The 12549-nt window shown below is 74.4% G+C and carries 10 protein-coding genes and 1 rRNA gene; 6 read left to right on the forward strand and 5 right to left on the reverse strand.

Translation table 11 applies throughout. The features are described 5' to 3' along the window. A 5S ribosomal RNA gene (gene rrf, locus ACZ514_RS19320) occupies nt 1–93 on the forward strand; the annotation flags it as partial. 231 nt (nt 94–324) lie between these two features. On the opposite strand, the gene ACZ514_RS19325 is transcribed toward rrf, so the two are convergent. From ACZ514_RS19325 to ACZ514_RS19345, 5 genes are read right to left on the reverse strand one after another with little or no spacing between them, the layout of a single operon-like run. Next, complete coding sequence (locus ACZ514_RS19325; RefSeq protein ID WP_468171594.1) at nt 325–1635, reverse strand: DUF58 domain-containing protein; 1311 nt, start codon at nt 1633–1635, stop codon at nt 325–327. Further along, complete coding sequence (locus ACZ514_RS19330) at nt 1635–2597, reverse strand: AAA family ATPase (protein WP_468171597.1); 963 nt, start codon at nt 2595–2597, stop codon at nt 1635–1637. Before ACZ514_RS19330 ends, ACZ514_RS19325 begins: the two co-directional genes overlap by 1 nt. After that, entirely contained in the window at nt 2594–3835 is a 1242-nt protein-coding gene (locus tag ACZ514_RS19335; protein ID WP_469125224.1) for a DUF4350 domain-containing protein, read from the reverse strand. Before ACZ514_RS19335 ends, ACZ514_RS19330 begins: the two co-directional genes overlap by 4 nt. Beyond that, nucleotides 3832–4512, reverse strand: a complete 681-nt coding sequence (locus tag ACZ514_RS19340) for a DUF4129 domain-containing protein (protein ID WP_469125225.1) — start codon at nt 4510–4512, stop codon at nt 3832–3834. Before ACZ514_RS19340 ends, ACZ514_RS19335 begins: the two co-directional genes overlap by 4 nt. Nucleotides 4513–4519: 7 nt before the next feature. Next, the gene (locus ACZ514_RS19345) at nt 4520–5797 is read right to left on the reverse strand and encodes a hypothetical protein (RefSeq protein ID WP_469125226.1); all 1278 of its coding nucleotides are present in this window, start codon (nt 5795–5797) and stop codon (nt 4520–4522) included. A 232-nt stretch (nt 5798–6029) separates the two neighbouring features. Here ACZ514_RS19345 and mtrA point away from each other — a divergent pair, with 232 nt between their 5' ends. From mtrA to hpf, 5 genes are all read left to right on the forward strand, one after another. Further along, nucleotides 6030–6719 (forward strand): two-component system response regulator MtrA, encoded by a 690-nt coding sequence (gene mtrA / locus ACZ514_RS19350; RefSeq protein WP_189747360.1) that lies wholly within the window; start codon nt 6030–6032, stop codon nt 6717–6719. A gap of 1 nt (nt 6720) precedes the next feature. Next, complete coding sequence (mtrB, locus tag ACZ514_RS19355; protein ID WP_468171609.1) at nt 6721–8679, forward strand: MtrAB system histidine kinase MtrB; 1959 nt, start codon at nt 6721–6723, stop codon at nt 8677–8679. After that, on the forward strand, nt 8666–10546 hold the full coding sequence (locus ACZ514_RS19360; RefSeq protein WP_469125227.1) for an LpqB family beta-propeller domain-containing protein: 1881 nt from the start codon (nt 8666–8668) through the stop codon (nt 10544–10546). Before mtrB ends, ACZ514_RS19360 begins: the two co-directional genes overlap by 14 nt. A gap of 94 nt (nt 10547–10640) precedes the next feature. Beyond that, nucleotides 10641–11390, forward strand: a complete 750-nt coding sequence (locus ACZ514_RS19365; protein ID WP_468702127.1) for a ComF family protein — start codon at nt 10641–10643, stop codon at nt 11388–11390. Nucleotides 11391–11754: 364 nt separating this feature from the next. After that, nucleotides 11755–12450 (forward strand): ribosome hibernation-promoting factor, HPF/YfiA family, encoded by a 696-nt coding sequence (gene hpf / locus ACZ514_RS19370; RefSeq protein ID WP_468171618.1) that lies wholly within the window; start codon nt 11755–11757, stop codon nt 12448–12450. The last annotated feature ends 99 nt before the right edge of the window (nt 12451–12549 follow it).

A 12549-nucleotide genomic window follows, 5' to 3' on the forward strand; every position in this document is an offset into this window, starting at 1 on the left:
ACGCCCGGTTACATTCCGAACCCGGAAGCTAAGCCTTTCAGCGCCGATGGTACTGCAGGGGGGACCCTGTGGGAGAGTAGGACGCCGCCGAACAATCATTGTGGGAAAGCCCCGCACCTTCTGGTGCGGGGCTTTTCTGCGTTCAGGGCCCGTGTCGAGCGTCCAGCGGTCGGCGGTGACGACGTCGCGAAGGCATACGGCACCTTCTTGCGGTAGCGGATGCCGTCGGGTCCCTCCGAGGGCTCGCTGTGAACCGTCACGGTCTTCTTGTCTGGGGGGTGCCCGACCAGCCTGTCCAGCCGTGTCACCGAACACCACCGGAGGCTACAGGCGGCCGGCGGCCTTCAGGGCGAGGTAGGTGTCCGCCAGGGCGGGGGCGAGGGTGTCCGGGGTGGCGTCGACGACGTGGACGCCGTGGCGGGTGAGCTGCTCCGCCGTGCGGCGGCGCTGGGACTGGGTCCGGGTGGCGGCCGCGGCCTCGTAGACGGCGTCCAGGGAGCCGCGGGAGGCGGCCATCGCGGCGATGTGGGGGTCCGCCACCGAGGCCAGGACGACCGTGTGGCGCTGCGTGAGCCGGGGGAGGAGCGGCAGCAGGCCCTCCTCGACGGGGGCCGCGTCGAGGCTCGTCAGGAGGACCACCAGGGAACGGCGCGGGGCGCTGCGGAGGATGGTGGAGACCAGGGTGCGGGAGTCCGTCTCGACGAGCTCCGGTTCGAGGCCGGCCATGGCGTTCACGAAGGCCGGGAGGGTGTCGGCGGCGGAGCGTCCCTGGACCTGGGCGCGGGGCCGGCGGTCGTGGGCCAGCAGGTCGACGCGGTCGCCGGCGCGGGTCGCCAGCGCGGCCAGGAGCAGGGCGGCGTCCATGGCGGAGTCCAGGCGGGGTGCGTCGCCGACGCGTCCGGCCGAGGTGCGGCCGGTGTCGAGGCAGATCAGGATGTGGCGGTCGCGCTCGGGGCGCCAGGTGCGGACGGTGACCTCTCGCCGGCGGGCGGTGGCGCGCCAGTCGATGGAGCGGGTGTCGTCGCCGGGGACGTAGTCGCGCAGGCTGTCGAACTCGGTGCCCTCACCGCGGGTCAGCAGGCTCGTGCGGCCGTCGAGTTCGCGCAGGCGCGCGAGGCGGGACGGGAGGTGCTTGCGGCTGGTGAACGGCGGCAGGACGCGGACGGTCCAGGGGACGTCGTGGGAGCCCTGGCGGGCCCACAGTCCGAGCGGGCCGTACGAGCGGACGGTGACGAGCGCGGCCTTGCGGTCGCCGCGCCGGGTGGGGCGCAGGCGGGTCGTGAGGCGGCGGCGTTCCCCCGCGGGGACGGTCAGCGCGTGGCGGGAGGCGGTGGTTTCGGTGCCGGGGTGCCAGCTGCTGGGGGGCCAGGCATCGCGGAGCCGGGCGCGCAGCGGGCGGGTGCCGGGGTTGGTGACGGTGAGGTGGACGTCGGCGGTGTCGCCGAGGCGGACCGTGGTGGCACCCGTTCGGGTGAGCCGCAGGCGGCGTACGGGGGCGGCGAGGGCGCAGTCGACGGCGCAGGCCAGGCCGATGGTGCCGTTGACGGCGAGGAGGCCCGTCCAGCTCGGTTCGAGGATGCCGACGGGGAGGCTGCCGAGTGCCGCGAGCAGGGCGGCGCGTCCGGTGAGGGCCATCAGCGGGGGACGGGGACGTGGGTGAGGATCGCGGAGATGACCGCGTCGGGGGTGACGCCCTCCATCTCGGCTTCCGGGCGCAGCTGCACGCGGTGGCGCAGGGTGGGCAGGGCGAGGGCCTTCACGTCGTCGGGGGTGACGTAGTCGCGGCCGGTGAGCCAGGCCCAGGCGCGGGAGGTGGCCAGGAGGGCGGTCGCGCCGCGGGGGGACACGCCGAGGGTCAGGGAGGGCGATTCGCGGGTGGCGCGGCAGATGTCGACGACGTAGGCGGTGATCTCGGGGGAGACGGTGGTCTCCTCGACGGCCCTGCGGGCGGCTTCGAGCTCCTGGGCGCCGGCGACGGGGCGGATGCCCGCGGCGTGCAGGTCGCGCGGGTCGAAGCCGGCGGCGTGCCGGGTCAGGACGCCGATCTCGTCCTCGCGGGACGGCAGGGGGACGGTCAGTTTGAGGAGGAAGCGGTCCAGCTGGGCTTCCGGGAGGGGGTACGTGCCCTCGTACTCGACCGGGTTCATGGTGGCGGCGACGAGGAAGGGTTCGGGGAGCCGGCGCGGGGTGCCGTCGACGGTGACCTGGCGTTCTTCCATGGCCTCGAGGAGCGAGGACTGCGTCTTGGGAGGCGTGCGGTTGATCTCGTCGGCGAGGAGGAGGTTGGTGAAGACGGGGCCGTCCTGGAAGGAGAACCCGGCGGTGCGGGCGTCGTAGACGAGGGAGCCGGTGACGTCGCTCGGCATCAGGTCGGGGGTGAACTGGACGCGCTTGGTGTCGAGTGCCAGGGAGGCGGCGAGGGCGCGGACGAGGAGGGTCTTGGCGACGCCGGGGACGCCTTCGAGGAGGACGTGGCCGCGGCACAGGAGTGCGACGACGAGGCCGGTGACGGCGGAGTCCTGGCCGACCACGGCCTTCGCGATCTCGGTGCGGAGCGCTTCCAGGGAGGAGCGGGCGCTGTCCGTGGTGGCCGTCATGAGGTGCGGACCTCTCTTTCGAGGGCGTCGAGGTGGTCGGCGAGCGCGACGAGTGCCGCGTCGTCTGCGGGGGTGGTGCCGAAGAGGGTGGTGGCCGGGTCGGGTCCGGCCGTGCGGGTCAGGCGGGCGCCCACGGCAGGGACCAGGGCCGCCGGGTCGTGGGCCTGGGCGGGCGGTACGCCGACCAGCGCGGCGAGGCGTTCGCGGGCGGCGGCGCGGAGCACACTGGCGGCGCGGTCGCGGGCGGAGGCCTTGCGGTAGAGGCGGGCGCGGCCCTCGGTGGTCTCGGAGGCGCGGATGGCGACGGGCAGGTTCTCGGTGACGAGGGGGCCGAGGCGGCGGGCGCGCCAGAGCGCGGCGAGGACGGCGGCGACGAACAGCTGCAGCAGTGCCCAGAGCCAGCCGGAGGGGACGAGGTCGAGGAGGCTCTTCTCCTCGGCGGGGCCCTCGGCGGGCATGTCCGCGAGGGTGGGCAGGTACCAGACGAGGTCGGGGCGGGAGCCGAGGAGCTGGAGGGCGAGGGAGGCGTTGCCCTCGTCGGCGAGGTGCTGGTTGAGCAGGATCCGCTCGGAGCCGAGGAGGACGGTGTCGCCGCCCCGGGTGGTGCCGGGGAGCACGAGGAGGGTGGGGTGGCCGTTGCTGGGGTAGCAGGCGGTGGGTCCGGGCAGGCCGGTGCCGTAGCTGAGGCCGCCGCCGGTGCCGGCGCGGCCGGCGGTGGTGGCGGCGGGCAGGGCGCAGGCGGGGTCGAGGTCGTCGGCGTGGGCGGAGGACTCGGCGCGGGTGGCGGGGGCCAGGTCGGGGAGGCCGGCGCCGCTGGGGGCGATGAGGACGGTGCGGCCGCCGGAGAGGTCCATGGCGGAGCGGACGGCGCGTCGCTGGGGTTCGCCGAGCAGGTCGGGGTCGGCGATGAGCAGGGTGGTGCCGGGGCCGGCCGCGGCGGCGGCGTCGGCCGCGCTGGTGACCACGCGGGTGGTGACGCCGCGCTCCTCGAGGAGCTGGGCGATGGCGCGGCTGCCGTCGCGGTCGGCGGAGCGCGGGTCGAGGCGGCCGTGGTGGTCGCCGGCCTGGAGTCCGGCGAGGAGGACGGCGGCGGTGAGGAGGATGCCGAGGGCGAGGAGCGGTACGCGGGCGCGGGCCCAGAGCTGGGCGCCGCTGAGGGCGGTGGAGGTCCGCCCGTCGCCCCGGCCGGGCCCGTACGGGGTGGCGGGGGCCGGGGTGGGGCGCGTGGGGCCGGTCATGCGCTGGGTCCCGTCAGGAGCGGCTTGGCGCGTTCCAGGGCGAGGTCGAGGGTGCGCAGGCGGGCGTAGGTGTCGGGGCCGGCGGTGCGGCCGCCGTAGGTGACGTCGTCGAAGGCGCGTGCGGCGGAGCGCAGGGCGGCGGCGTGCTCGGGGAGGGAGAGCGCGGCTTCTGCGGCGGCTTCGTCGGCGGTGCGGCCGGGGCGGGGGTCGAGGAGGGTGCGTTCCTCGAGGGAGCGGACGACGGCGCGCATGCGTTCCTGGACGGCTTCGTTCCAGCGGCCGGCCGCGGCGTGGGCGTCGGCGGCGGCGCGGTGGTCGCGGGCGCCGCGCGGGCCTTCGTCGAAGAGGGTGCCGGGGCTGGTGGCGGTGCGGCGGGGGGTGCCGAGCCGCCACCAGAGGGCGGCGACGAGGAGGACGAGCACCACGGCGAGGGCGAGGAGGCCGGCCCGGCCGCCGGGGGTGACTCCGGAGGCGCCGTCGAGGAGGTCCCCGAGCCACTCCCAGAAGCGGTCCAGGGCGCGCTCGACCAGCCCGGGCTCCTCCTGGTGGTAGGCGGGCTCGGCCAGCTCGCGTTCGGCCGCCTCGCGGGCGGCTTCGCGCGGGGTGGTCAGCGGTGGTGTCTCGGCGGCCGGCGGCAGGACCGCGGTGCCGGTGGTGATGAGTCCCCCCGTGCTCATCGGCGGGTCAGCCTCCGGGCCGGTCGGCGGGGCCGGCGGCGCCGTAGCCCTCCAGACCGGCGGCGCGGGCGAGCTCCAGGTCGAGGGCCTCGCGGCGGATGCGCTGGTCGATGTAGAGGAGGGTGGTGACGCCGGTCTGCATGGGCACGGTGACGGCGGCGCCGACGACCGCGCCGATCGCGCTGATGATCAGGAAGGTCCAGCTGGGTGCGGCGGAGCCGTTGAAGAGGCTGGTGAGGCCTTCGGGGGCGGCGAGGAGGGCGACGCCCACGAAGGGCGTCACGATCACCATGGCGGTGATGGTGCGGATCAGCCAGATCAGCAGGCTGATGCCGAAGATCCGCCACCAGGCGCCCTTGACCAGCTTCGTGGACCGCTTGAGGGCGGCGACCGCCGAGCCGCGTTCCAGCATCAGCGCGGGCGGGGCCAGCGCGAAGGTCACGTAGAACCAGGCCAGCAGCACGAAGCCGAAGGGGACGCCGAGGGCGGTCAGCAGGGCGCTGCCCGCGAGGATGCCGGGGAGCGTCGGGAGCAGGACGGCGGCGACGGAGCCGAGGAGCAGCAGGCCGATCAGGGCGAGCATGCGGGGGGCGAGCGGGCGTACGGCCTTCAGGGTGCCGGAGAGGGTGGAGGCCTGGCCGAGGACGGCGCGGCTCACGACGGGTGCCAGCAGGGCGGTGATCAGGAGCAGGCCGAGGATCTCCAGGAAGTACTGGAGGGCGTAGAACAGGGCGGTGTTGCCCATGACCTCGGCGGCCTGGGACCGGGTGAGGTCCTCGTCGGCGACGGGGAGGCCGTCCAGCCAGGCGCGCTGGACGAGGAGCAGGACGATCTGGGTGAGGGCGGCGACGACCAGGCTGACGGAGAGCACGGGGCGCCAGTGGCCGCGCAGGGTGCTGACCGCGCCGTCCAGGATCTCGCCGAGGCCCAGGGGGCGCAGCGGGATCACGCCGGGCTTGGCGGCGGGCGGGGTGCTGTCCCAGCCGCCCGGGTACGGGTACGGGTTGCCGGTCCGCGAAGCCCAGCCGGGGTTCTGCGGCTGCTGGGGGGCCGGGGCGGGCTGCGGGGCGGGGCCGGGCGCGGGGCTCGACCACTGGCCGGGCGGCGGCTGGGTGGCGGACCACTTGCTGCCGGCGGCACTGCCCTCGCCGGGCGCGGTGCCCCCGCCGGCGCCGGTCCCGGACGGCTCAGCGGTGCCGGACGGCTGGGCGGCCGGCCGGTCGGCGTCGGAGCCCTGGCCGTCGGACGGGGATCCGGGCGCGGCCCAGCCCGGAGAGTCGTTCATCGTCGCTCCTTCACGTGCACCTGCCGTGGCGGGCGCGCTGGTCGGCTGCCATCGTGCCATGGGGGCGCTGCGCGGGGACCGGCCGTCCCCGGATCCCGCGCCGGCCGCCCTTCAATTGTCGCGCGGATCCGGGGCAGACTGGTCGCCCTGATCTCCACGCAGGTCCGGGGGGCGATTTCCAGCCCTTCTGGCTGTGGGACAGCTCACCGCCGGGTAACGATTAGCTAATGGGATGATGTCAACCATGAAGGGACGCGTCCTTGTCGTCGACGACGACACCGCGCTGGCCGAGATGCTCGGCATTGTGCTGCGTGGAGAAGGTTTTGAGCCGTCGTTCGTAGCGGACGGCGACAAGGCACTGGCTGCCTTCCGGGAGGCCAAGCCGGACCTCGTGCTGCTCGACCTCATGCTGCCCGGACGGGACGGCATAGAGGTGTGCAGGCTGATCCGGGCCGAATCGGGCGTGCCTATTGTCATGCTCACCGCCAAGAGTGACACGGTGGACGTGGTGGTCGGCCTGGAGTCCGGTGCCGACGACTACATCGTCAAGCCGTTCAAGCCGAAGGAGCTGGTGGCCCGTATCCGGGCGCGTCTGCGCCGGTCGGAGGAGCCCGCGCCCGAGCAGCTCGCCATCGGTGACCTGGTCATCGACGTGGCGGGGCACTCGGTCAAGCGCGACGGCGCCTCCATCGCGCTGACCCCGCTCGAGTTCGACCTGCTGGTCGCCCTCGCCCGCAAGCCCTGGCAGGTCTTCACCCGCGAGGTGCTGCTGGAGCAGGTCTGGGGTTACCGGCACGCGGCGGACACCCGCCTGGTCAACGTGCACGTGCAGCGCCTGCGCTCGAAGGTCGAGAAGGACCCGGAGCGCCCCGAGATCGTCGTGACGGTGCGCGGTGTCGGCTACAAGGCCGGACCCAGCTGACGTGCAGCCCGGCAAGGCCCGGGGCGGCTCCCGCTGGGGAGCCCTGCGGGGCGCCCGGCTGCTCCAGGACGGAGCACCCGGCGGCCCGCTCCTGCGGCTGTGCGTACGCCTCGTACGCCGGCCGCTGCTTCCGGCTGTCCGGATCTGGCGGCGCAACATCCAGCTCCGGGTGGTCGCCGCCACCCTGCTGATGTCGCTCGCCGTGGTCCTCGCGCTCGGCTTCGTCGTCATCGCCCAGGTCTCCAAGGGACTCCTCGACGCCAAGGAGGAGGCCGCCCAGAGCCAGGCCGCCGGAGGGTTCGCGGTCGCACAGGAGAAGGCCAACACCCCCTTCGCCGTCGACGGGCCCGACGCCACCGACAACAAGGTCGGCAGGGACGCCAGCACCTGGATGAACTCGCTCGTCAAACAGCTCGCCAGCGGCGGCCAGACCGCCTTCGAGGTGGTCGCGCTCGGCGCCGGCACCGGTGAGCAGGCCGCACCGGGCGCCCAGGGCGTCAAGGGCGCCCGCGCCTCCGGGAACGTCGACCCGACCGCGAGCGTCCCGCCGGCGCTGCGCCGCTCCGTCAACCACGCCACCGGCACTTTCAAGACGTTCTGGCAGATCCGCTACACCGCCGGGGCCGGGGAGAAGCCCCCGGCGCCCGCGCTGGTCATCGGCAAGCGGCTCACCGACATCAACGGGGACCCGTACGACCTGTACTACCTCTTCCCGCTGACCCAGGAGGAGGAGTCCCTCAACCTGGTCAAGGTCACCATCGCCACGGCCGGCGTGTTCGTCGTCGTGCTGCTCGGCGCCATCGCCTGGCTCGTGGTGCGCCAGGTCGTCACCCCGGTACGGATGGCCGCCGGGATCGCCGAGCGGCTCTCGGCCGGACGGCTCCAGGAACGGATGAAGGTCACCGGCGAGGACGACATCGCCCGCCTGGGCGAGGCCTTCAACAAGATGGCCCAGAACCTCCAGAACAAGATCCAGCAGCTGGAGGACCTGTCCCGGCTGCAGCGCCGCTTCGTCTCGGACGTCTCGCACGAGCTGCGCACCCCGCTCACGACGGTACGCATGGCCGCCGACGTCATCCACGACGCCCGGGTCGACTTCGACCCGGTCACCGCGCGCTCCGCCGAGCTGCTCGCCGGACAGCTCGACCGGTTCGAGTCACTGCTCTCCGACCTGCTGGAGATCAGCCGCTTCGACGCGGGCGCCGCCGACCTCCAGGCCGAGCCCATCGACCTGCGGGACGTCGTACGCCGCGTCATCGACGGCGCCGAACCGCTCGCGGAGCACAAGAACACCCGGATCCGGGTCCTCGGCGACACCCAGCCCGTCATCGCCGAGGCCGACCCCCGGCGCGTGGAGCGGGTGCTGCGCAACCTCGTGGTCAACGCCGTCGAGCACGGCGAGGGCCGCGACGTGGTGGTCCGGCTGGCCTCGGCCGGCGGGGCCGTCGCCGTCGCCGTCCGCGACTACGGGGTCGGGCTCAAGCCCGGCGAGGCCACCCGCGTCTTCAACCGCTTCTGGCGGGCCGACCCCGCGCGGGCGCGCACGACCGGCGGCACCGGCCTCGGCCTGTCCATCGCCGTCGAGGACGCCCGCCTGCACGGCGGCTGGCTCCAGGCCTGGGGCGAGCCCGGCGGCGGCTCCCAGTTCCGCCTGACCCTGCCCCGGACCGCCGACGAGCCCCTGCGCGGATCCCCGATCCCGCTGGAGCCCGAGGACTCCCGGGCCAACCGCGCCAAGGCCGCCGCCGGCGGCCCCGGACGCGCGGGCGGGCCCGGCACGCAGCCCGACGGGCGCGCCGAGCGCCCCGACCGCGACCCGATACCGCCCAGGCCGGCGGTCGCCACCGCCCAGCCGGTGCCCGCCGACCCCACGGCGCTGCCCGGCAACGGCTCCCGGGTCGTGGCCAGACCCGCAGATCAGAGCGCAGCACAGGAGGATGGATCCGGTGGAGGACGCTGAGCGCGCGTCGGCAGGCGTACGGGGCCGCGTACGGGGCGGGCGGGCCGGGACGGCCCGGCAGCACCGGGGCGCCCTGGTCGCGCTGGCCCTGGGGGCCGTCGGACTGCTCACCGGCGGCTGCGCCTCCATGCCCGACCGGGGCGAGATCCGCAGGGTGGAGGCCTCCCAGGGCGTCGACTCGCAGGTCCGCGTCTTCGGCGTGCCGCCGGCCGACAAGGCCAGCCCGGCCGAGATCGTCGACGGCTTCCTGGAGGCCATGACCAGCGACGACCCGCAGCTGGCGACCGCCCGCAAGTACCTCACCCAGGACGCGGCGGAGAACTGGCGTCCCGGCTCGGCCGTCACCGTGCTCTCCGCGGGTCTCAGCCGGCGCCCCGCCCCGGGGGACAAGGAGCCCGAGGAACCGCGCTGGAAGATCTACGGCAAGAAGCTGGCGACCGTGGACGAGCGCAGCGCGTACCAGCCGGAGACCGGCGGCGGAAGCTACGAGGAGTACCTCCAGCTGGTCCAGGTCAACAAGCAGTGGCGGATCGCGACCCCGCCCAGCGGCCTCGTCCTGAGCGAGTCCGACTTCCAGCGCATCTACAAGCCCGTCAACAAGTACTACTTCGCCGGGAACTCGCTCGTCACCGACCCGGTGTACGTGCGCCAGCGCACCGACCCCGACTCCCGCCGTGACCCGACCACGCAGACGGTCCAGTCCCTGCTGGCCGGGCCCTCCAAGTGGCTCGGCCCGGTCGTCTCCACCGCCTTCCCCACCGGCAGCGAACTGCGCGAGGGCACCAAGTCCCTCTCGTACGACGGCCAGAACACGCTGCGCGTCCCGCTCAACAGCATCGCCGCGAACGTCGCGCAGCCGCAGTGCCAGAAGATGGCCACCCAGATCCTCTACACCGTCCGGGACCTGACGAGCTCCAAGCTGGACCGGGTCGAACTGCTGCGCCCCGACGGCAAGGCGTCGGCGTGCTGGGTCACCGGCTCGGCGGCCGCCGGCATCGCCAACCGCCCGCCGGCGCCCGAGCACCAGTACTACGTCGACAAGGACGACAGGCTCGTGCGGCTCCTGCTCGTCGCCGACAGCGAGGAACAGCAGCAGGACAAGCCGGAGCCCGCCCCCGGCCCGCTGGCCACCGCCGCCGGTTTCAAGGTGGGGTCGGCGGCCGTGACGTACGACGAGAAGCGTGCCGCGGTCGTCTCCCGGGACGGGCACAACCTGTTCGTGGTGACCCTGACGACGGCGGGCCCCATGCCGCAGCAGCCGCTGCTGTCCAGCAGGTCCGGGAAGCTCACCGCGCCGAGCTGGGACGCGCGGGGCGACCTGTGGATCGCGGACCTGGACCCGCAGAGCCAGGGCCTGTGGCGGGTGCCGGGCGGTACCGGCACCCCGCAGAAGGTGGACGTCGCCGGGCTCGACGGCGGCCGGATCAGCGGGCTGAAGGCCTCCTCCGACGGGGTGCGCATCGCGCTGCTCGTGGAGAAGGAGGGCAGCCGCAAGAACCTGTTCATCGGGCGGATCGAGCGGCCCGAGGGCAAGGGGGACTCCTCGCGGGTCTCGGTGCGCGAGCTGCGCCCGGCCGCCCCCCAGATGGCGGAGGTGACGGCGATGAGCTGGGCGCCGCACGGCCGGTTGCTGGTGGTGGGCCGCGAGAGCGGCGGCGTCGACCAGGCCCGCTACATGCTGGCCGACGGGTCGATGGTCGCCGCGAGCCTGCCCGGGGCCACGGGACTGAGCGCGATCGCGGCCTCGGAGGACGAGGGCAGGCCCGTGGTCGCCGCCTCCAGCGAGGACGGCATCGTGTGGCTGCCGTCGGGCGCCCAGTGGCGCACCGTGGCGGCGGGCGCCCGGGCCCCGGTGTACCCGGGCTGACGTCCGGGGCGGCCCCCCGGCCCCCGGCCCCCGGCCGCCGCGGCGGCCGTCCACAGGGGTCGCGGGCCCGCGCGCGGCCCGTCAGGGTGGACGGGTGCGGGAGTGGTGGCGGGAGCTGGCCGGGCTGGTCCTGCCGGCGGAGTGCGCCGGCTGCGGGGCAGGGTGCGCGGTGCTGTGCGGGGCGTGCCGGTACGCCCTGAGCGGGCCGGACGCGGGGCCGGTGCGTCCGGCGGCGCGCCGGGAGGGCCCGGCGGGCCTGCCCCCGGTGTACGCGGCCGCCCGGTACGAGGGGGCCGTACGGGCGGTCGTACTGGCCCACAAGGAGCGCGGGGCGCTGCCCCTGGCGGGCCCCCTCGGGACCGCCCTCGCGGCCGCGGTGGCCCGTACGGGGGGCGGCGGGGCGGAGCTCGTCCTGGTGCCGGTGCCGTCGGCGCGGCGGGCGGTGCGGGCGCGCGGGCACGACCCGGCGCGGCGGATCGCCCTGGCCGCGTCCGCGCGGCTGCGCCGGGCGGGGGTGCCGGCGCGGGTGGCGCCCGTACTGCGGCTGCGGCGGGCCGTCGCCGACCAGGCGGGTCTGGGGGCGCGGGAGCGGCAGGAGAACCTGGCGGGCGCCCTGGAGGTCCGTCCGGGCGGGGCCGCGCTGACGGCCGGTGCTCGGATCGTCCTCGTGGACGACGTGATCACCACCGGAGCGACGCTCGCGGAGGCGGCCCGGGCGCTGCGCGCGGCGGGGCCGCGGGCGGACGCGGCGGCCGTGGTGGCGGCGCCCGCGCGGTCCTTCCCGGAGGGCGCGGGCGGCCGCGGCCCGGACGGCGACCCGGACAGAGCACAAACGCGTGAATAGATTTGGAACCCCTGGGGAATGCGCATCGTTGCAGGTAGTAAGAGGGAACACCCACCTGATCGGAGGTACGTTCCGGTAGCGGGTGCCGAGAACCGCCTTTGAGAGATATGTTCGGTTGTGAGGAACTGGCGATCCTTCGGCCCCGGGTATCGGAGCACCAGTCCGTCTGTTTATTGGAATCTTCGTGTCAGTACCTGCGAGGGGGGCTCTCTCTACTCCGAAGTCGGTGGGATGTAGATCTTGCCGACGGGGGAGTGAGGAGGTGAAAGTCGCCAAGTCCGAGGCTCCGGTGTTCACCGGAGCCTGGTGCGAAAGGGAGACGCTTCGCCGCTGGTGGCGGAGGTCTCCGGGAACGGAGTTCTGCGTGGACATCGTCGTCAAGGGCCGCAAGACCGAGGTGCCCGAGCGGTTCCGCAAGCACGTGGCCGAGAAGCTGAATCCGGAGCGGATCCAGAAGCTCGACGCCAAGGTGATCAGCTTGGACGTCGAGGTGTCCAAGGAGCACAACCCGCGCCAGGCCGACCGTTCCGACCGCGTGGAGATCACCCTGCACTCGCGGGGACCGGTGATCCGTGCCGAGGCCGCCGCCGCCGACCCGTACGCGGCGCTCGACCTGGCACAGGACAAGCTGGAGGCCCGGCTGCGCAAGCAGCACGACAAGCGCTTCACCCGCCGTGGCACCGGACGGCTCTCGGCGGCCGAGGTCGCCGACCGCGTGCCGGGCGTCGCCACCCTCAACAGCAACGGCGAGCCGGTCTACGAGGACATGGAGGAAGGGGTCCCGGTCAAGCGGATCGGCTCCCTCGAGGTCCAGGGCGAAGGCCCGCTCATCGTCCGGGAGAAGACCCACGCGGCCCGGCCGATGTCGCTCGACCAGGCCCTGTACGAAATGGAACTGGTCGGCCACGACTTCTATCTGTTCGTCGACTCCGAGACAAAGATGCCCAGCGTCGTCTACCGGCGTCACGCCTACGACTACGGCGTGATCCACGTCGACCCCGACGGCGCGTCGAGTTCGGAACCCTCCGGAGCGGGCGCGGGCGGCGCGCTCGGAGGCTGAAATCCATCCTTGCCCCCGCGGAACGCAGGGCGTTCCGCGGGGGCACCCGTATGACTCGTATGAGCCATACGGATTTCGCCAGAACCCCGACCCGCAGCG

The organism is Streptomyces sp. NPDC034086 (assembly GCF_055575515.1).